Here is an 18,636-nt window from a genome sequence, read left to right as displayed (position 1 = left end):
GCACCTACAAACCCAATCGGTCAACAATATTTCTCAACGGCTCTGGTCTTTCCACCAGAGCCGTTTTCATTCCTAGTTTCTCTGCTGTCACCAGATGTTGCGGGCTATCATCTATAAATAACGTCTCTTGAGGTACCAGATCATGCGTATTCAGAACAAACTCAAAAATATCCACATTGGGCTTCCTCATACCCATTAAATGAGAATAATAATCCTTCTCAAAGAAAGAAGAATTATCCTCAAGTTCAAAATTCTCCTTCAAGTAACGCATGATATAACTATAATGAATCTCATTATTATTGCTCAGTAAGAACGTTCTGTATTTACTCTTCATCTCCATCAGCACATCATGATTCCCTTCAGCAATACCCACCAGCAACGCATTCCATGCATCCGTAATCTCTTCGTCAGACAAATCATATTTCCCAGAGATACGCCTCACCTCATCTCTAAACTCGGCAGCCGTTACTTTACCCATATCTAGCTGATCAAAAAGCTCATTTTGCACCTTATGCGTAAAAAAAGTAGTTGTATCCGCAATCCCAATATCCCTAAAAGCCTGTTCTGATTTTTGAAAGTCAATCTCAAAAATCACATTGCCGTAATCGAAAATGATATTCTTTATATTTTGCATCTTTTTTTCAAAATCTAAGTACAAATATGTACATTTGCCATCGCAAAACCCAAAAAGGATTGCCGCGCCTATAGCTCAGTTGGTTAGAGTAGAAGACTCATAATCTTTTGGTCCCTGGTTCGAGCCCAGGTGGGCGCACAAAAAGCCATCTCTTAAGAAATTTCGAGATGGTTTTTTTTCATTTCTTTGAGCCGATTTCTTCGGCGAGACGGTCATGGGTAAATCGCCCCTCCGGCTGGTTTTACATAGTTTTTTGTTGAACTTCACGCAAAACCGTAACAAATAGGTAACGGAGATTTTTGCGTGCTAATTGAAAAAATTATGGCAACCGTAAGCGCAAAGGTTTATGAACACCACAAGAAAGCAGATGGAACTTACAATGTAAAAATTTGTGTCCATCACAAAAGTGAAAGAAAGTTTATCGACACCAATCACTTTGTTGTCAAGAAACAACTCACCAAGGATTTAAAAATCAAAGATCCTTTTATTGCAGACAAGGTCGAACAACAGCTAAGGGATTATCGAAAGATGATTAGCGACCTCGACGATCGTTTGGATTACTTCACTGCCGAATCCTTACGAGATTACTTGCGCGATAAGGATGAGGACGTCGACTTTATCAAATTTTGTACTCAACATATCGAATGTCTAAAAAAAGAGGGACGCAGTGGCTCGGCCAAAAATCAAGCAGTCATCCGTAATAGCCTTGTCGATTATTTCAAACGTCCATCCGTTTCCATTAAGGAAATCAATTCTAATACTATACTCAAAAAACGGAGCAGCACTTAACACTTTGAGTGCGAATGGTGTTGCATATGCTATTGCCCTTGATGGGAACGACGTTTATGTCGTTGGAACTGAATGGAACGGTTCAAATTCTGTCGCTAAATACTGGAAAAACGGAAACGCTGTAGCCCTGTCAAATAAAAGTGCAAATACAATCGCAACGGCTATAACAGTAGATCGAGGAGATGTTTACATAGCGGGGACGGAAACCGTGCTAGGCGAATCCTCAATAGCCAAATATTGGAAAAATGGAATGGCTGTAGCCCTAGATCTAGACGAATATGACGGTGCATACGCAGGGGGTATCGCGGTGGATGGGGATGATGTATACGTAGCGGGACGAGTATGGACAGTTGGTGGTAAAAGTAAAGCCGCGTATTGGAAAAATGGAACCCTGCAGACTCTCTCCGATGAGAATGAGAGCGTTGATGCAGTTTCCATTATTGTAGTCAAAACTCCGGTAGAGTAAACGTCTATCATTTTTAAATAAAAGAAAATCAAAGGAATAAAACAGCCTACCGCTCTATTTCATCAATTCTAGCAGAGTGTTTTTTACCTGTTCGGCGTTTTGCCATTTATAATTTTTGTCCACAACGTGTCCATCACGATTTACCAGGCTGTAATGAGGAATCCCCACTATCGAAAATTGTGCCGACAAGCGATTGAATTCATCATTGCTTAGCCGGTAATGCTCACCCTTAATTCCCGGAATTAATATATTGTAAGCGTTTATCGGAGAGGAATCGTTCGTGATGTAAAGAAAAATTATCTCTTCGTTTTGCAGGTCTTCTTTCATTGAAGCCATCTCCTTAATTCCAGCCAAGCAGGGACTGCACCAGGTAGCCCAAAAATCGACAAACACCACCTTTCCTTTGTATTTGCTGATGATGCTGTTAAAAAGACTGTCGCTGTCCGAATCAGGGGTTGGATTATTTACATAGCCCGTCTGTTTTGTATTTTTGGCGATGACCTCCTGCAAACTGTTGTTAAGATCTTGCACGTAGTCCAATAGAAAATCATTATTAATTTTCGATTTTATCCCGGCCATAGTAGAATCAGAAAGTGGCATTTTGTTGAGGTCCATGTTTTGACAGATATCCTGAATCTCCATGAGCTCCAGCTCCAAGGAGATGTCTTTGTCGATCAAGTTTGCCAATACTATTACTCTCGCTTTTTCAAAACTCCCTGGTGTCGTGATTTTGCGATTGTTTTTTACGGCATCTTTGAGAAAGCGCAAACGCTCCTCCCAATCCTTGCTTAATGTGTCCTGTGCCTCGAGGTGCTTAATTTCAACTGATAGGTCGTGAACATCTGCTTTATCATAAATGACGTCAAGAAACTTGATCCTATTTAAGAATACTCCATAATAGCCTGATTTCAGGTTTTCCGGATCATTATAGTTAATGTCGTTAAGAAAATCATAATAAGACATTTCCAACTTTACTTCTTCCCGTTCGCGGGCTCTTGAATTGAAGGATATTTTATTAATTTTCCTGTAGGCGTACTCGCGATTCCAGTTATATTGCATCAACTGACTTGCGATGTCATATCTAACCGTGTTTGAAGCCAAGCGGTATGCTTTCTCATTTAAAATCCCTTCATCGCTAAAATGACCCAGTTGCTTCAGCGCTTGGTTTTCCATAGCTTTGAAATACGCTTTATAAGGTCCTGGCTCCATATTCAAGACAGCTGCGTAAATTTCATCCCAGTCGAGTCTGATGACATCTCTGGCCTTATACAAGCCATTATTGACTGTTTTTTGATCCCCTAAAAAGCTTGAGGATACCTGCGCGGCATCTGACACATCGAATTGTTGAATTACATGATCACCGGGTTCGAAATATACATAGCCGGAAAAGAGGGGAAAAGTAATATAGCATTCCTTTGGCGCCCTTAGCGGGAAGTTGGTGTGAAAGGTACCATCTGGGCTTATCTCAATGATATATAGCTCATCGATTCCTGTGACTACATTATGCACAATCAGTTTTCCGGTATTATACCCCCAGGAAAGTGAATATCCGTCTATGGAGCCGGAATAGGAAGTGCTTTTTACCTGTGCAAAGCCGACTGAAAGCCATACGATTAAGCAAAGGCTGAGTATTATTTTTTTCATGGATTCAGGTTTATAAGGATGAATCTACAAATAAATTCTTTTGATTCCTACTCGTATTTTAAATCAATCGGCCAGCGGAACATACCTCTCTTTGATAACGTTAAAATGATGGAGTTGATGTCCAATAATATTGTAACCCATTGCAAAAACTGACATTTGGGTGTCTTTGAATCTGCAATTTACTGAAAGTACTTCGTGATTGAATGCGTCAAACATCGCTTTGGTTGCCACACGCACTGCACGGAGTTCGGCAAGCAGCTGTTCTATTGTTAAGTCATTTGCATTTGAATTGTCTGCCATAGCAATATGGTCATGTCCGCTTGGAACAGAACCCTCTTGGCGTGCACCAAGCATTGTCCGATAGCACCAAATACGTTCCCAATCGGTCAGATGTTGTATTATCTCATTGATTGTCCACTTCCCTTCCGCATACACCTTAAAACCGATACGTTTTAATTGCTCAAGGTCAACATCATCAATTTGCTTTAAGCTTTTATCGAATGCTTCTGTAAGCTCTGTATCTTCATTTAAATTGATATAATTATCGAAATAGTCTGGAAGTTCTTTAATGTCTGATCTTTTCATTGATTTTGATATTTTATTGGTTCGTCTCTCGTTTCTTTGCTTGTTTTAGTGTCTTGCGGCAATGGTACGATAATCCATAAACATCAGTCCATATCAAACTAATATAAAAAAAGTTTTACAAGATCCATGTTATCAATAGCTTGAAAAGCTAATCGATATAATATAGTAACTTGTAACATCATTTAACACCGCGTTAAAAGAAAAAACAGTCGTTGTGATTTTTTGACTTCCTAAGCGAATAATAAAGAAAACACATGACAAACCTTTTAAATCGGAAATCGCTGAATGCTAGTAAATATGAATTCAATCAATAGATCTCACATATTCCTCTCTGTTGTTCAGTCAAACAAAGGTATTATTTACAAGATTGCAAATTCCTATTGTAAAAGCGTCGACGATAGAAAGGATTTAGTACAGGAAATAATTATTCAACTGTGGAAATCATTTGACAGGTACGATGAAACCTATAAATACTCTACTTGGATATACCAGATTGCTTTAAACACAGCCATTTCGTTCTATCGGAAAGAAGCTCGGAGAAAAGTAATCAATAATCCTATTTCAGAAAGCATCTTCTTTTTTGCTGACGAAAGTACAACTGATAAAGACGAAGACATCAGTCTATTGCAAAAGTTCATTCAGGATTTAAAAGAATTGGACAGAGCGTTGATGCTATTGTATCTGGAGGAAAAGAGCTATAAAGAAATTGCCGAGATCATTGGAATAACTGAGACCAATGTAGCCACCAAAATCAACAGAATTAAAAATATCTTGAAAAAGAAGTTTGAACAGATTAATAATAGATAAAAATGAACGATCAAGAACTTATAACCATATGGAAAGCTCAAAACGAGAAAATTGAGCAATCGCTGTCCATCAATCAGAAACTATTAATTGAAGTCGTAAACCAAAAGGCGCAGACATCTTTGAGATCTTTAAAAAGAATAAAGACACTAGGTATCGTTTCCTTTATTCTTTATTTTGTTATTTTGGGATATTTATTGTTTTTTGCTGTATCAAATTATACTTCAGCTGCCAACTACTTTATCGTATCCATGTTGGCTATTATGTTTATCAACGCACGAGGCTTCATTGACTATATCAAACATCTGACTTGGGCAAATAACATCAATTATAGCGGAAGCATAACTTCAATCCAGCAAAAGCTATCGGAGTTACAACTTTCCATTGTGAAACACACAAAAATTATGGTACTGCAACTCCCGTTCTGGACTACCTTCTATTTAAGTGATCGGTGGTTCCCTAATCAAGTCGGAGTGTCTTATATCATATTTCAAATTATTCTCACAGGAGGGTTTACTTATTTAGCCTATTGGCTTTATAAAAATCAGAAAGTAGAAAATCTAGACAAAAAATGGTATCAAAATCTGATTGCTGGTTCAGGAGGAAAAGCTGTAAGAAAAGCATTAGAATTTTACAAAGAGATCGAAACATTCAAATCAGAGAATTAACTATAGACGGTCCTATTACACCATTCCGCACCCATTTTTCTTCAAACAATTTTTACAGTTGCTCTAATTCGTTGTGAGGTTCAATTGCGGGCGACGGAGCTATTTTGATATTTATATTGGGAGATATCTCGTTGAGGGCTGAAATTGCACGTTCGATAACCAGGGGGTCTTCCTTTCCTACCGACCCATATAAATATAGGTTTGTTTCCTTCGGGCCACAAAGTATCTTTTTTTTTAATAATATAGGTGTAAATAGTTAACACGCTTTCTTAACTTAAGTGAGGGCTATCGAAACTTCATCATCCTAAGTTTGTTCAATAAATAATTGCAGACAGATTTAAACGTCCTGATATGGAAACAACGAATGTAGTATTGAATGAAAAAGGCCGTGGAGAGGTCCAACTATCTTCGGATGGTAAGAATGCAGGTAAAATGGATATTTTAGTCCATGCGCCTCGACTAACGGTTTACCATACTGAAGTAGACCCGCAATACGAGGGTCGTGGATTTGCTAAATTACTGTTAAAAGAATTGGTATCCTATGCCCGTAAGAACGACTTGAAAATAATTCCCCTCTGCCCTTTTGTGCACGCACAGTTCAAACGTCGCCCCGAGGAATATCAGGATATCTGGTTTAAAAAAGAGGAGTCTACCTCCCACGACAGCACTAAGAACAATTAAAACAAATTAAAATTATAAATTGAAAAAAGATAAATATTTATTGTATTTCGATAAATATTTACTGATATTTGCATTGTAAATCTAAAACAATAAGCAAATGACAACAAATTCAATTATTCTAAAGGTAATGAATGTCCTTTTTTGGATTGCATTCATTGGACTTTGCATCAAGACAGGTTCAATCTTGACTTCATTCATAATTAGCCATCTCGTTAATTCTGAAGGTGCAAAAAATTTATATCTAGGACTCAACTTATTTGACCTGTATTCCTATGATAAATTACATTATACTCTTACAGTCTCGTTACTGCTACTCTTAACAGGACTAAAAGCATATATAGCTTACTTGGTAGTCAAATTCTTTTTGAAGTTCAAATTATCAAAGCCCTTTGGCAATGACTTGACAGATTTGTTTTTGAAAATTAGCTACACCGCGTTAGGAACAGGAATACTTGCAATTATAGCAAGCGGATATAGTAAATGGGTTTCAAAGAAAGGTATTTCTATTCCGATTGATTGGAGCGGTAATGAAATTCTTTTTTTCGCAGGTGTTATTTATCTCTTAGCTCTTGTATATAAAAAAGGAACTAATCTGCAGATGGAAAACGATTTAACTGTTTAAGATATGGCCATTGTAGTAAATTTAGACGTCGTAATGGCTAAACGAAAAATATCTTTAAATGAACTTTCTGACAAAGTCGGGTTGACCTTGTCGAATCTTTCGATATTAAAGACAGGAAAAGCAAAAGCAATTAGATTTAGCACTTTAGAAGCAATTTGTAATGTATTGGAATGCCAGCCAAGTGACATTTTGGAATTTGTAAAAGATGAATAAAAGACAGATCGTCAATCACGGAATAGATTGATGATCTGTATCTCGAATCCGGTACCAATCTACAAGCTTATCTTTTGGTGGCAGTTGAAATGCTAATCGCGCCGCCGTGTTTTGGTACCAATACGCAGTTGAAGAAAACTTAAAGGGTCGGGATGGTCTATGGTTAATAAACGCCATCTCTATACTTTTCTCAAAACAGACTGCGTCCTCGTTGTGAAACCGGTACATACTAATCATCGAACGCAGCGGATCTTTTAAAGGTACTCCATGGTATGGAGCGTTAAACTCCCCATCTCTGAAATACCATCCCCCATTAAAATAATCTTCTAAGCCCGTCCCTACAATGGTGGCTTTCGTCCTATCTTCCGTATCAATATAAAAGTATTCAGGCGCCTCTAAGTAACCCATATAATTTGGCAACCAACTTTGCATGGACAAACAACAGCCAACAAAGTGGCCTTTTCCTTTCGTTTTTATGATGGTCAACGGATCTGGACCTTCGTTCGTTCCTGCATTATATAAACAATGAAACCGACCAGCATCGGCGGGTAAAGATTGCATTTCCTGATAGTTTGCATTCAAGAAAACATGTGGTTCTAATTTGTCATGAAAATTCTCAACTTCGATCCTTATCTTTTCAAAGGGCATCGGGAAATAAGAGTAAAAACCCCCGCTTGACATTCCGAGGTAGTCAGATACATAGTGCTTGAACTCGCAATGACCAATACCGAAGAAGTCCCCTATCGGCGCTTCAACGGAAGGGTAATCATTTCCGTCCCAGTAGATTCGTAATACTAGTTTTTTTAAAATAGTTGGATCAGGCCATTTTTCTTCTCTTAAATCCCAATTCTCCCAAAACCATCCTGAAAAAGTAACCCACATCCGACTGATAATACCAGGCTTATCATGTTCAATTAAAACAACCTTTTCTCCCGGCTTGATCGGAATCGCTTTCTGTTTCGTTTTTTCATTAAAAGTCGTAAACTGCCTGGAAACTTGTTTGCGTAAAGTGTACAGTGATGATTGCGTGCTCAGAGGTGTTTGGGTAATCGTTGCCTGCTCACTAGCGGATCCGGTTGCGAACGAAGGCATTACAGACAGTCCTGCTATGGAAGCAGCGGCAGTAAGCGCTTTACGCCGACTGATATTGTTACTTGGTTTCTCATTCATGTTCATCATAATTCGAGTCTAACGTACAAGATAAGCTTAACCGTTTAAACAGAAAAATATTTTACGTTTTCTTTTTAAAATTCCCCTTTGAATATTAGTATCATGAAGGTAACTTCTTCTATTTGACCGCGTATTTCTTCCGTAGTGCTCCCGTTGCTCTTCCGTTTAATATATGGTTTAAACGGGATCATTCTGAGTTGATAGCCTGACGAATACGCAATAAAGCAAAACAAATGACGAAGGAGCCTGTATGAAGCTCCTTCGTCATTTGTTTAACCGAAAATTGGTTCGTTCTTAGGTTTGCTTACTTAGTTGGGGTTATCCAATAAATTCTGGTAATGTTTGGCTCTTGCCGCGCGGTTCAACGGGATTACAAAATAATCGAGTGTTTGCCCGTCGATCCCAAAGGCTTTAATGGTGATTTGTTCCGCACCATAATCCACCATATGGACGTTGTGAACTGATTTAGCAACGCCTGGAGGTTTCAAATACCAGCGTGTTGGATCTACGTCCCGCGGGCGAACACCTAAGCCGCCATCACCGATATAAACGATGCCGTTAGCATCAGCTTTGACATTTAGGATAGGTAGCGTACGTTTCATAGAATGATCGTGCCCCGACGAGACTAAATCTAATTTGTATTCTTCGAACAAAGGCACCCAAGCTCTGCGTCTTGATTCACCGTCCTCATAGGCGCGGACACTAGGATACGCCGGACGGTGGTACAGCGCACCAAGCCAGCGTTTTTTAGGTCGCAGGGTCTGTAGTTCCTTCTCTAGCCATACGCGTTGATCGCCGTTGATACTAATCTCCGTGTTCAAAATAACGATAGCCGTGTTTTTATTGATGTTGGCGGTATAGTAATAGTCGTTTTGACGATTCGGCCACCAAAACATTTCCTCGAAACCGATATCCATATCGTGGTTCCCTCGGGCGGGGAATATCGGCAGGAGGCGTTTGTCTGCGGTGGTCGTTTTTTCAAAATGATCCTTCAACCAATAGTATAATTGTGACCAGTGAGCACTGTTGGTATAATCAGCTGTGTGTGCCAAGGCGATAATGCCTGGACTCTTTTCAAAAAGTTTCCGCATCACGGTGTTCATACGCCTACGTGCGTTATCATCCTCTACGCGGTCGGCTCCAAGACGAGAGTCGCCGCCTATGAACATCATCACGTCTCTGTCATCCGCCGGGGCGGTGATAAATGAATATTCTCCCAAACGCTTTCCGTCGCTTTCCACAGTAATATAATAACGAGTGGAAGGTTGTAAGTTATTCAAGTATGCGTGATGATAGTAGGATTCCATGGGTTTCTCATCCTTTTCAAGGGTGTACGCACCTGAATGAATCTTTGTTAACCGATGGGTGTATTGCTTTGTATTGGCATCTCGGGGCTGTGTGTCATAATACAATACGTGATTCTTTCCAGGTAAGGTGGTTGCCCAAGAAATGACTGCCTCCCTATCGGGATGGCTTTCAAACTGTACATATAGATGCAAAGGTTTCGTTGATTTCTCAAGCGGAACAATATGTGGGTCTTGAGCTAGTACGACTTCACCAAAAGAAGCCAGTACAAGTAGGCAGATGACCAGACGAAGGTATGGTTTGTAATTAAGCATGTTGTTGATTAGTTTTATCGTAATTGTATGATTTGTTATGTAAATAGCGATTGAGCATATAGACGGCCAATGGAGCTAGGATATGAGAAGCTCTCATTAAAACTTCAGTATAAGCCCCGGTTCCCAGAGCAGTCATTCGTGAGAAGGCGGTAAGCGTCGACCAGAATAAAAGCCATGCTAACAGGTATTTATGAGGCTTAAGTAATACGGCTATGGCTACGACAATGTCCACCCAACCGATCACTTGCATAATCTGTATGGCTGTTGCTTCACTCCACCTAACACCAAAGATGTTGTTCATGGAACCGATAATAAGATCGATAAATTTCGGATTCTTCATCAAGCATTCGAGTCCGTGCGTGATGAAGACAACTGCAAGTCCGATTCGTAATAACCAGGATGTAATACTTGCTTGCATTTTCAACGAAAACACTCGTTTAAAGGGCCAAGGGAGAAGAAAAATGACCGAGAACGGAAGCAAATAACGAAGGGCATGTGCGCCTAAAGTCCATTCACTGAAGTGATATCCACCTTGATAATAGCCGGCCCACGCCTCAAACAGAATATAGAGGAATATAGGTACCAGAAAAACAGTTCGGGGAATGAAGAGATTAATAAGGGTCAAGATTCCGAAAATTGTGATGGTTATGCGTTCAATGGCAAAGCCACGCGCATGATCAAGTTCCATCACCATAAACATATAATTCCCGAAATTGGTGTGATGAGCTCGAAAGAAGACAACCATCAGCCCTATAGCATGTAAAACAATGGCTAGGTTAAGAATCCGCCGGACCGACGTGGTGGTAAGGATATTCATTAATGTAATTAAAGTATAAGTAGTTCACCGGCTAAGGTAAAAAATTATACGAACTATCCTTTAATCCCATGCATATTGGGTTGGGGTGACACCAATATATTGTTTGAAGTCTTTGAAAAAATGATTGCAATCGTAATAGCCAGAACGTAGGGCGGTGTCAAGCAAGTTCCGAGAGCGGTTCTCTCCATGTCTTCCATAAGCATAAATGAATCGCTGAAGAGAGATGTACTTTTTAGGCGACAAACCCATATATTTCACGAAATTACGATGTAGCCATTTATGGTTTACCTTATTATCTAATGCATTTAATACATCTGATACCGTTGTATTTCCCTTCTGTTCTTCGATATGATCAATAGTCGCCTGCAAAAAATGAGGTAGATAATCATCAGTATTGTGTGAGGAAAGAACATGATCCAAAAATTGGGCTTTCTCTAACGGGCTTTCTTTTTGATACATTTCATCAATAACCGACATCCACTTTTCACTAACTAAATCCTGGAAACTGCAAACTGGATTTGACTGAAAAACAATCGGATCGATTTCAAATAAGGAATAAAACGATGCAGGTTTAAAGCGTAGGACGAAGATATATTCAAGCCCATCTGGAATCTCCCAATGTGTATCCTGAATAATGCCGCAACAAGCCCAAGCAGACTTTAAATGAATGATTTCGTCTTTCTTCTGAAGACGAACGCCGTCTGTGGATTTTGGCATAAAAATCAAGGAAGGAAAGCCATCATTAAATAGAGCTTGCCGAGACTTTAAGTCTCTACACGGAAAGATATAGGCGCCGAGAACATGCCGACTTGAGAACTGCTTATAAAGCATATTCGTCCCCACCCCATATGTGTTATTGGGTGAATGACTGAGCTTTATCTTTTTTAATAATTTGATTGGCATGTCCGACAAATATACGGTAAAGAGCTCATAACTAGCCTAAATCGCGTTCGATATGTCCATTTTTTACTTTTGCGTGCATGTCACCTAGGGTACCTTTGTAAGTATTATAGATTAGATAGTTTATGAAAAAGATCTTTAAGAAATTCTTCAATTCAGCGTCGAGTTCGGGGGTAATCCTGTTTCTTTGTGTAATCATTTCACTCATTTTAGCGAACTCACCATGGGGGCCTTCATTTGATGAACTTCTTAGTTTGCCTTTAGGCTTTGAGTCGTCTTCGGTTCATTTAAGATACCCTGTCGCGCTCTGGATAAATGACGGACTCATGGCTATCTTTTTCCTGTTAGTCGGACTGGAGATAAAAAGAGAAGTTATCAACGGTGGCTTATCTACGCCGCGCCAAGCGGCATTACCGATTCTCAGCGCCTTCGGCGGAGCATTAATTCCGGCAGGTGTCTATCTATTTTTAAATGCGAATACAGAAACGGCAAGCGGCTGGGGAATTCCAATGGCCACGGATATTGCGTTTGCGCTCGCGATTCTCGCGACCTTAGGGGATAAAGTCCCATCTTCGTTAAAAATATTCTTGGCTGCTTTGGCTATTGTGGATGATCTGATCGCGATCTTGGTGATCGCCCTCTTCTACTCTGCTGAATTACAGATAGCCTATTTGGGATACGCTGCGGCTATCGTTCTATTGCTGGTCGTATTTAATAGATTGGGGATACGTTCACTTACCTTCTATCTAGTACCTGGTCTTTTCATTTGGTATTTTATTCACCATTCGGGCATTCATGCAACTATTGCTGGGGTTGTCACGGCGATGACGATCCCAATGGGAGAAAGCAATCCAAAAAAATCACCATTGCTTAAGCTGGAACATGTACTTATCACACCTGTTAACTTCCTGATTGTGCCGCTGTTTGCACTAGCCAATACGAACATCCGATTTGAAAGCACCATGCTTGACGGACTGTTATCGCCATTAGGGTTGGGTATTATTGTCGGACTCTGTATCGGGAAACCCGTTGGTGTTCTGCTGATGTCGAAACTAGCAACCAAGCTCAACATCGCTCAACTACCGGCCAATGCCAACTGGAAACATATTATCGGACTAGGGTCACTAGCGGGAGTCGGTTTCACCATGGCAATTTTCATCGCCCTTCTGTCTTTCGCCAACGAAACTCTAATTGCCGAAGCCAAGTTTTCCATCTTGGTTGCTTCCCTACTTTCAGGGATAATTGGATATACACTATTAAATAGCACAAGAAAATTAAAATCCTAAGCTGTATGAATTATAAAACAGAAGAAGAAGTTGCATTAATCGGCGAAAGCGCCATGATAGTGAGCAAGACTCTTGCTGCTATAGCCAGTATTCTTAAACCGGGGCTAAGCACACTGGACCTTGATGTCTACGCTAATACATTTATAAGAGACCATGGGGCGATCCCTTCCTTTCATCAATACAATGGATTCCCCTACCATATTTGCACCTCGGTCAACGATGTTGTAGTTCACGGATTGCCGAATAAAACTTCTTTGAAAGACGGAGATCTTGTTTCAGTTGACGTAGGAGCTTATAAAAACGGTTACCACGGAGATCAAGCCTACACCTTCGTCCTTGGTGATACATCTAGCGAAATCCTACAACTCGTAAAAACAACCAAGGAATCACTTTCAAAAGGTATTGAAAAGGCTATTCACGGCAACCGAATCGGTGATATCGGCCATGCCATCCAATCGCATGTCGAACAATTTAACTATGGTGTTGTCAAAGAGCTTGTCGGGCACGGTCTAGGAAAAGACCTACATGAGACTCCACCAGAAATCCCAAATTATGGAAGACCGGGTCAGGGTAAAATACTGAAAGAAAACCTGGTAATCGCGATTGAGCCTATGATTAACCTAGGAACGCCGCACATTTACACCGCAGACGATAAATGGACGATTCGGACAGCAGACGGCCAGCCATCCGTTCATTTCGAGCAAGATGTATGTGTTAAAAAGGGTGCTGCATTAATCCTAACAGATTTCGGTATTATTGAAAAAGCGGAGAAGGAAAATCATAATCTTAAAATTTAAAATACTTATAGACGGTTCTCACAATTTTGCTATATTTACATAATTATAAACCAAAAGACAACCACGATTGTATGTAGATTAGCAAAATGGACTGCTTTGCTAATCTAAACATTAGCGACAGTACTTACTATGGACGAGAACATTTCTAAAAACTCTGAACCCACAAATAGAGTATATCTACCCAAAAAAACTAAACCTCCCTATTTGCTTGGCCTGCTGGGTCTAATACCTTTGATTGGCTTTTTTGTAGGAGTTGCTCTGACCTTAATGGGGATTTTGAAATACAAAGACAAGGTCTTAACGATAATTGGAATCGTGTGTATTTTGTTTACGGTAGGAATTTATTCTTCATTATATTACATTGGGTTTAAATCCGACATGGGTAAAAAAGGCTGGGAGAAGCATGCTCAGATGCAGTTGAACTCATTAATAAAGGACATAGAATATTATAAGCTTGAGAATAATGTCTATCCCGATAGTTTGACGCAACTTCAAGGGGGCGACCAACTTATTTTCATCAACGACCCTACGCAGACCATCCAAAAGAAGGAAAACACCTATTATAATTACAAAAACCTAGGAGATAAATACCTGCTCTATTCATCTGGAACAGATGGAATTCCGAATTCAGCGGACGACATTTTTCCTCAAATAGAATCAACTAATAGTAAAACGGGGTGGATTAGAGCTGAATAGACAGAATTTTCTCATACCATTCGGTGACCTTCTTCGTCATTTCCTTGACTCTTTTCGGATTCTGTTCTACAATATTATTTCTTTCTTGTGGATCCTTTGTCAGATCAAAGAGTTCCGGTCTACCGCCGTCAAAGTCACAAAGCAATTTAAAGTCGCCTTCTCGAACAGCGAGATCCGGTAAGGGTTTATCAAAATCTTTAAAGGTCTTTCGGTCGGGTGGACGCGACCAGAATACAGGCGATTGTCTTGATTGTCGGGTTTTACCGAGCAATGTTGATAAGATACTTTCTCCGTCAGCTAGCTCACTTTTTGGCACCCCTACTCCAGCAAGTTCCAAAACCGAAGGCTTCAAGTCGATCGCCGTAAAGTAATTCTGACTATTGCGAGTTCCACGCTCAGATTTTGGAATAAAACCGGGTCCCCATACAATCAAAGAAGAACGGATGCCGCCTTCGTATAAATGTCCTTTGAAACCTCGAAGATCTCCAGAGGTTCCGGCTCCTGGTTCGGGACCATTGTCAGAGCAAAAAATAATTAAGGTGTTCTCCCGAAGCTCTTCGTCATTTCTTACATAATCAAAAAGCTCCCCGAATTGCTTATCCATTGCTTCAAGAACGGCCAAATAGAGTGCTCTCTTACTATCCTTTTTGGTTAGGTCGTAATCTTCAAAAGGCGGCCAAAAAGGACTGTGAACATCGTCGGGCCAAACATTTACATAAAATGGAGTATCATCTCTTTTCGACTGCTCCATAAAGTCGATAGCAGCGGTAATAAAACCGCCGGTAATCTCCGAACGCTGCATCCAAGTATAGGGTCCGCCGAGTCGCTCTGCATCCTCCCAAATACGACCTACATCCCCCGTTGCATTTTTAGTCAGCGGTAATAACTTGGGGCCCATCCCCTCAAAATTAGTGAGCGATTGGTCAAATCCGTATTCTGTAATCGCCGGTGCTTCATCAACATCCCTTTGTCCACCCATATGCCATTTACCGAAGTGACCGGTTGCGTATCCTGCTCTCTTTAGGTCTTTTGCTAGTGTAGGTGCAGACGTATCCAACCAGTTGGCAACGCCACGTTCGGCATTGTGCTTGCGGTTGGATAGAAACGAAGTAATATCCCAGCGTTGCGGATAGGTGCCCGTCAATATAGCGGTCCGCGAAGGGGAACAGATAGGTGCGTTGACATAAAATTGATCAAAGCTGATTCCCTCTGATGCCAGTTGATCTATATTCGGTGTACTGGCTTCTGTATTCCCAAAACTCGAAAGATCTGACCAGCCCATATCGTCAATAAAAATTAGAATGATATTGGGCTTGTCTTGAGGATCGGGAAATTCTGTAGCTCGGGCCTGAATGCTTCCAAATAAGATCAAAAAGAAAGCGATGCGATAGATAATACGCGTATTAGGTATACTCATATGTTAAATTTACTATCTTTTTTGTTATTTTTATGAAATCAGGTCGCAATCAACAAAAAGAAAAGACTATGACAATCAAAGAAGTAAAAGAAAAACTAAAGACATCGAAGGGGCCGGTTGCCCAATCCATCCATCAAGGTTCAGGGTTCAAAGTTCTGATCATGGGTTTCAGTAAAGGAATGGTTTTGAAAGAGCATAAAGCGCGCATTAAATCGAAGCTGACCGTTCTGGAAGGTTCGGTAGTTTATAAAGAAGCAAATCGAACGATTGAACTTGACCAATATGATGAAGTAGACATCCCGGTGGAAGTGATGCATTCAGTAGAAGCACCAGTCGACAGTCTCTGCATGCTGACACAAGGGGAATAAACGGGGCCAAACCTTAAAAAAATATAGTAACAACCTAAATTATGATAAATAAAAAAAACGAACAAACGCGTCGTAAATTTATTAAAAACGCATCACTGGGTGCTGGAGTCATTGGATTATCTGCCATGGGAATTAGTGCCAAAAGCTATGGAAGAATTATGGGCGCTAATGACCGAGTCCAAGTGGGGATTATTGGTTTTTCACAACGGTTCAAATCGTCACTATACCCCTCATTCATGAATTATGCGAAGGAGCTTAATTTTGAGTTTGTGGGCGTTTCTGATATATGGAACCGTCGCCGTGACGAAGCGGTAGCCTTTGTCAAAGAAAAATCTGGCAACACGATCAAGAAGTTCCGGAATAATGATGAACTCTACGCTAACAAGGGAATAGATGCAGTAATTATCAGTACGGCAGACTTTCAACATGCATTGATGGCTGAACAAGCGGTTCGGCATAATATGGATGTTTATGTTGAAAAGCCGATGGCTGAAACGATGGAAGACGCAAAAATATTGTTGAAAGCTGTTCAGGATACAGGGAAAGTTTTGCAAGTAGGATCGCAACGTCGAAGTGCCCCCAATTACATCGCGGCAAATGATTACATCAAGTCAGGGAAATTTGGAGATATTAACATGGTAGAGATGACCTGGAATGTCAATCAGCCCGGGCGCTGGCGGTTACCCAAATTAGTGAGTGAGATTCGAGAGCAAGATACCGATTGGGAACGCTTTTTAATGAACCGGCGTAAAGTTGCCTGGGATCCGCGCAAATATTTAGAGTATCGCTTGTTCTGGCCTTATTCATCAGGAATTTGGGGACAATGGATGGCTCATCAGATTGACACGGTCCATTGGTTTAGCGGATTTAAACATCCGAGAAGTGTGGTTGCCAATGGTGGAATCTATATGTGGAAGGACGGTCGCACAAATCCGGATACGGTAACCGCCGTGATGGACTACGGACCGAACGATGATATGACGAGCGGCTTTCAGGTACGGTATTCATCACGCTTTACCAATTCAGCAGGTGGTATAAAAGAGCTCTATTATTCCAATGGCGGCATGTTGAACCTAGATACCAATGAGGTAACATCAGAAGGAGGATTAACAGAAGGTCATGCTTCAGCAATGGGAATGGAAGCTAATTTACTAACTCCCTTTACACTGGGAACCGATGCGAAAGCGGAAACTGCCGCGAATACAGGAAGTGATCCGATGACTTCGATGCATATGCGTAATTGGATGGAATGTGTGCGTAGTCGGGAGACGCCAAATGCTTCTGTTGAAGCAGGCTACAACCATTCTGTCGCCAATATCATGTCTAGAATAGCGATGCAGACCGGCAAAAAGGTAACCTTTGACGATAAAACACAAGAGGTGATTACGAGTTAAACGGCACATACCAAAAGATGAAAGACGTACGGAAGAGATGGTGCCTAGTCGGTGCCCTGCTGATAGGCTTGAGTGTTACAAGCTACGCTCAAGACAGCGGCTTTACGATTAGTGAAAACAAAGCTGAAAAGCGAGTGGACATTGCCATCGATGGCAAGCCGTTCACCTCTTATATCTATTCTGATAGTCTGATGAAACCAGTCCTCTATCCTATTCAAACGACGGATGGTGCATTCATTACCAGAGGGTGGCCACTGGAACCACGAGCAGGCGAACGTACGGATCACCCGCATCATGTAGGTCTTTGGTTTAATTACGGAGATGTAAACGGCATTGATTTCTGGAATAATTCAAGTAGTATCCCAAGTGCTGAAAAAGATAAATATGGAACGATCCGACACCTTGCTGTAAACATGATGGTAGCTGACGATAATAAAGCGGAGCTAGACGTATCTGCCTACTGGGAAAAATCGGATGGAACCAAACTGATAAAAGAAGACACCAAATATATTTTCACAGAAACCGGAGGAAGACGCGCCATTGAATTGCACGTAAAATTAACAGCACTCGAGGAAGACGTATCCTTCGCAGATAATAAAGAGGGTTTGATCGGTATTCGGCTCACACGCGAACTGGAGCACGCTTCTGGTCAGGGAACAACGGGCCTGTATCGTAGTAGCGTAGGCAAGAAAGGAAATGATGTATGGGGCACTAGAGGGGCGTGGGTGAACTTGAACGGGACGCTCGATGGGCAGCCTGTGTCCATCGTTATCTTAGACCATCCAGAGAATGTTGGATATCCTACCTACTGGCATGCTCGCGATTACGGATTGTTCGCTGCTAATCCGCTCGGACAAAAGGTCTTCAGTGAAGGAGATGAGGTATTAGACTTTAAACTGAAGGCCGGAGAGTCAGTTGTTTTTAAATATACAGTACTGATTAATTCAGGGAATAATCTATCCGATGACCTTGTAAACAGGGAAGCGAAGACCTTTGAGAAAAAATAATCTATTAATTTAGTATTCCAAAAAATATTCATAGCTTAGTGTACCTAAAACAAACTAAC

At 40.8% G+C, this 18,636-nt stretch carries 21 protein-coding genes and 1 tRNA gene; 14 read left to right on the top strand and 8 right to left on the bottom strand.

Translation table 11 applies throughout. The features are described from left to right. Window positions 1-4: 4 nt before the first annotated feature. The gene (locus WKR92_RS10420) at window positions 5-634 is read right to left on the bottom strand and encodes an HAD family hydrolase (RefSeq protein ID WP_375557769.1); all 630 of its coding nucleotides are present in this window, start codon (window positions 632-634) and stop codon (window positions 5-7) included. Window positions 635-698: 64 nt separating this feature from the next. Between WKR92_RS10420 and WKR92_RS10415 the strand changes: the two genes are divergently transcribed. The 3 genes from WKR92_RS10415 (at window position 699) to WKR92_RS10405 (ending at window position 1,889) form a co-directional block, all read left to right on the top strand. Continuing rightward, window positions 699-772: transfer RNA gene (locus tag WKR92_RS10415), tRNA-Ile, on the top strand. A gap of 183 nt (window positions 773-955) precedes the next feature. Continuing rightward, entirely contained in the window at window positions 956-1,423 is a 468-nt protein-coding gene (locus tag WKR92_RS10410) for a hypothetical protein (RefSeq protein WP_375557768.1), read from the top strand. A 4-nt stretch (window positions 1,424-1,427) separates the two neighbouring features. Beyond that, window positions 1,428-1,889, top strand: a complete 462-nt coding sequence (locus tag WKR92_RS10405) for a hypothetical protein (protein ID WP_375557767.1) — start codon at window positions 1,428-1,430, stop codon at window positions 1,887-1,889. A 54-nt stretch (window positions 1,890-1,943) separates the two neighbouring features. Here WKR92_RS10405 and WKR92_RS10400 read toward each other — a convergent pair whose 3' ends face one another. Next, window positions 1,944-3,533: a TlpA family protein disulfide reductase gene (locus WKR92_RS10400; RefSeq protein WP_375557766.1), complete on the bottom strand. Its 1,590-nt coding sequence runs from the start codon at window positions 3,531-3,533 to the stop codon at window positions 1,944-1,946. Between the two features lie 63 nt (window positions 3,534-3,596). Beyond that, window positions 3,597-4,118: a DinB family protein gene (locus tag WKR92_RS10395; protein WP_375557765.1), complete on the bottom strand. Its 522-nt coding sequence runs from the start codon at window positions 4,116-4,118 to the stop codon at window positions 3,597-3,599. Between the two features lie 297 nt (window positions 4,119-4,415). Here WKR92_RS10395 and WKR92_RS10390 point away from each other — a divergent pair, with 297 nt between their 5' ends. The 5 genes from WKR92_RS10390 to WKR92_RS10370 all read left to right on the top strand — a co-directional run bounded on the left by WKR92_RS10390 (window position 4,416) and on the right by WKR92_RS10370 (window position 7,106). Beyond that, entirely contained in the window at window positions 4,416-4,925 is a 510-nt protein-coding gene (locus WKR92_RS10390; RefSeq protein WP_375557764.1) for an RNA polymerase sigma factor, read from the top strand. A 2-nt stretch (window positions 4,926-4,927) separates the two neighbouring features. Beyond that, a complete protein-coding gene (locus WKR92_RS10385) occupies window positions 4,928-5,590 on the top strand; it encodes a hypothetical protein (RefSeq protein ID WP_375557763.1) in 663 nt (220 codons plus the stop codon). 351 nt (window positions 5,591-5,941) lie between these two features. Further along, a complete protein-coding gene (locus WKR92_RS10380) occupies window positions 5,942-6,271 on the top strand; it encodes a GNAT family N-acetyltransferase (RefSeq protein WP_375557762.1) in 330 nt (109 codons plus the stop codon). Window positions 6,272-6,368: 97 nt separating this feature from the next. Then, complete coding sequence (locus WKR92_RS10375) at window positions 6,369-6,893, top strand: hypothetical protein (protein WP_375557761.1); 525 nt, start codon at window positions 6,369-6,371, stop codon at window positions 6,891-6,893. A 3-nt stretch (window positions 6,894-6,896) separates the two neighbouring features. Then, window positions 6,897-7,106, top strand: coding sequence for a helix-turn-helix domain-containing protein (locus WKR92_RS10370; RefSeq protein WP_375557760.1), 210 nt, complete (start codon window positions 6,897-6,899; stop codon window positions 7,104-7,106). A 15-nt stretch (window positions 7,107-7,121) separates the two neighbouring features. On the opposite strand, the gene WKR92_RS10365 is transcribed toward WKR92_RS10370, so the two are convergent. From WKR92_RS10365 to WKR92_RS10350, 4 genes are all read right to left on the bottom strand, one after another. Beyond that, window positions 7,122-8,285, bottom strand: a complete 1,164-nt coding sequence (locus WKR92_RS10365) for a glycoside hydrolase family 172 protein (RefSeq protein ID WP_375557759.1) — start codon at window positions 8,283-8,285, stop codon at window positions 7,122-7,124. Window positions 8,286-8,584: 299 nt separating this feature from the next. Then, window positions 8,585-9,895 carry a purple acid phosphatase family protein gene (locus tag WKR92_RS10360; protein WP_375557758.1) on the bottom strand — a complete coding sequence of 437 codons (1,311 nt, stop codon included), beginning with the start codon at window positions 9,893-9,895 and terminating at the stop codon, window positions 8,585-8,587. Next, complete coding sequence (locus tag WKR92_RS10355) at window positions 9,888-10,712, bottom strand: hypothetical protein (RefSeq protein ID WP_375557757.1); 825 nt, start codon at window positions 10,710-10,712, stop codon at window positions 9,888-9,890. The genes WKR92_RS10360 and WKR92_RS10355 overlap by 8 nt, the downstream gene beginning before the upstream one ends. 60 nt (window positions 10,713-10,772) lie before the next feature. After that, window positions 10,773-11,615 (bottom strand): AraC family transcriptional regulator, encoded by an 843-nt coding sequence (locus WKR92_RS10350; RefSeq protein WP_375557756.1) that lies wholly within the window; start codon window positions 11,613-11,615, stop codon window positions 10,773-10,775. A 122-nt stretch (window positions 11,616-11,737) separates the two neighbouring features. On the opposite strand from WKR92_RS10350, the gene nhaA reads away from it, so the two are divergent. From nhaA to WKR92_RS10335, 3 genes are all read left to right on the top strand, one after another. Next, window positions 11,738-12,898, top strand: a complete 1,161-nt coding sequence (gene nhaA, locus WKR92_RS10345; RefSeq protein ID WP_375557755.1) for a Na+/H+ antiporter NhaA — start codon at window positions 11,738-11,740, stop codon at window positions 12,896-12,898. Window positions 12,899-12,903: 5 nt separating this feature from the next. Then, entirely contained in the window at window positions 12,904-13,695 is a 792-nt protein-coding gene (gene map / locus WKR92_RS10340; protein WP_375557754.1) for a type I methionyl aminopeptidase, read from the top strand. A 129-nt stretch (window positions 13,696-13,824) separates the two neighbouring features. Then, window positions 13,825-14,391, top strand: coding sequence for a hypothetical protein (locus tag WKR92_RS10335; RefSeq protein WP_375557753.1), 567 nt, complete (start codon window positions 13,825-13,827; stop codon window positions 14,389-14,391). Here the strand turns inward: WKR92_RS10335 and WKR92_RS10330 are convergent. Continuing rightward, window positions 14,378-15,808: a sulfatase-like hydrolase/transferase gene (locus WKR92_RS10330; protein WP_375557752.1), complete on the bottom strand. Its 1,431-nt coding sequence runs from the start codon at window positions 15,806-15,808 to the stop codon at window positions 14,378-14,380. The genes WKR92_RS10335 and WKR92_RS10330 overlap by 14 nt on opposite strands. A gap of 68 nt (window positions 15,809-15,876) precedes the next feature. Here WKR92_RS10330 and WKR92_RS10325 point away from each other — a divergent pair, with 68 nt between their 5' ends. From WKR92_RS10325 to WKR92_RS10315, 3 genes are read left to right on the top strand one after another with little or no spacing between them, the layout of a single operon-like run. Beyond that, window positions 15,877-16,176 carry a cupin domain-containing protein gene (locus WKR92_RS10325; protein ID WP_375557751.1) on the top strand — a complete coding sequence of 100 codons (300 nt, stop codon included), beginning with the start codon at window positions 15,877-15,879 and terminating at the stop codon, window positions 16,174-16,176. 41 nt (window positions 16,177-16,217) lie between these two features. Next, window positions 16,218-17,570: a Gfo/Idh/MocA family protein gene (locus tag WKR92_RS10320; RefSeq protein ID WP_375557750.1), complete on the top strand. Its 1,353-nt coding sequence runs from the start codon at window positions 16,218-16,220 to the stop codon at window positions 17,568-17,570. Window positions 17,571-17,587: 17 nt separating this feature from the next. After that, window positions 17,588-18,577 carry a DUF6807 domain-containing protein gene (locus WKR92_RS10315; RefSeq protein WP_375557749.1) on the top strand — a complete coding sequence of 330 codons (990 nt, stop codon included), beginning with the start codon at window positions 17,588-17,590 and terminating at the stop codon, window positions 18,575-18,577. Window positions 18,578-18,636: the final 59 nt, after the last annotated feature.

It is taken from the genome of Albibacterium profundi, assembly GCF_042159835.1.
GTDB lineage: Bacteria > Bacteroidota > Bacteroidia > Sphingobacteriales > Sphingobacteriaceae > Albibacterium > Albibacterium profundi.
Note: the sequence above shows the minus strand (reverse complement) of the source record. Positions and strands in the feature narration are given on the sequence as shown.

Excerpts from the sequence above, each read along its gene's own strand:
- WKR92_RS10410 (WP_375557768.1), top strand. The coding sequence starts at position 956 with ATGGCAACCGTAAGCGCAAAGGTTTATGAACACCACAAGAAAGCAGAT.
- WKR92_RS10330 (WP_375557752.1), bottom strand. The coding sequence starts at position 15,808 with ATGAGTATACCTAATACGCGTATTATCTATCGCATCGCTTTCTTTTTG.
- WKR92_RS10370 (WP_375557760.1), top strand. The coding sequence starts at position 6,897 with ATGGCCATTGTAGTAAATTTAGACGTCGTAATGGCTAAACGAAAAATA.
- WKR92_RS10360 (WP_375557758.1), bottom strand. The coding sequence starts at position 9,895 with ATGCTTAATTACAAACCATACCTTCGTCTGGTCATCTGCCTACTTGTA.
- nhaA (WP_375557755.1), top strand. The coding sequence starts at position 11,738 with ATGAAAAAGATCTTTAAGAAATTCTTCAATTCAGCGTCGAGTTCGGGG.
- WKR92_RS10395 (WP_375557765.1), bottom strand. The coding sequence starts at position 4,118 with ATGAAAAGATCAGACATTAAAGAACTTCCAGACTATTTCGATAATTAT.
- map (WP_375557754.1), top strand. The coding sequence starts at position 12,904 with ATGAATTATAAAACAGAAGAAGAAGTTGCATTAATCGGCGAAAGCGCC.
- WKR92_RS10320 (WP_375557750.1), top strand. The coding sequence starts at position 16,218 with ATGATAAATAAAAAAAACGAACAAACGCGTCGTAAATTTATTAAAAAC.
- WKR92_RS10355 (WP_375557757.1), bottom strand. The coding sequence starts at position 10,712 with ATGAATATCCTTACCACCACGTCGGTCCGGCGGATTCTTAACCTAGCC.
- WKR92_RS10380 (WP_375557762.1), top strand. The coding sequence starts at position 5,942 with ATGGAAACAACGAATGTAGTATTGAATGAAAAAGGCCGTGGAGAGGTC.
- WKR92_RS10385 (WP_375557763.1), top strand. The coding sequence starts at position 4,928 with ATGAACGATCAAGAACTTATAACCATATGGAAAGCTCAAAACGAGAAA.
- WKR92_RS10315 (WP_375557749.1), top strand. The coding sequence starts at position 17,588 with ATGAAAGACGTACGGAAGAGATGGTGCCTAGTCGGTGCCCTGCTGATA.
- WKR92_RS10350 (WP_375557756.1), bottom strand. The coding sequence starts at position 11,615 with ATGCCAATCAAATTATTAAAAAAGATAAAGCTCAGTCATTCACCCAAT.
- WKR92_RS10335 (WP_375557753.1), top strand. The coding sequence starts at position 13,825 with ATGGACGAGAACATTTCTAAAAACTCTGAACCCACAAATAGAGTATAT.
- WKR92_RS10400 (WP_375557766.1), bottom strand. The coding sequence starts at position 3,533 with ATGAAAAAAATAATACTCAGCCTTTGCTTAATCGTATGGCTTTCAGTC.
- WKR92_RS10375 (WP_375557761.1), top strand. The coding sequence starts at position 6,369 with ATGACAACAAATTCAATTATTCTAAAGGTAATGAATGTCCTTTTTTGG.
- WKR92_RS10420 (WP_375557769.1), bottom strand. The coding sequence starts at position 634 with ATGCAAAATATAAAGAATATCATTTTCGATTACGGCAATGTGATTTTT.
- WKR92_RS10390 (WP_375557764.1), top strand. The coding sequence starts at position 4,416 with ATGAATTCAATCAATAGATCTCACATATTCCTCTCTGTTGTTCAGTCA.
- WKR92_RS10365 (WP_375557759.1), bottom strand. The coding sequence starts at position 8,285 with ATGATGAACATGAATGAGAAACCAAGTAACAATATCAGTCGGCGTAAA.
- WKR92_RS10325 (WP_375557751.1), top strand. The coding sequence starts at position 15,877 with ATGACAATCAAAGAAGTAAAAGAAAAACTAAAGACATCGAAGGGGCCG.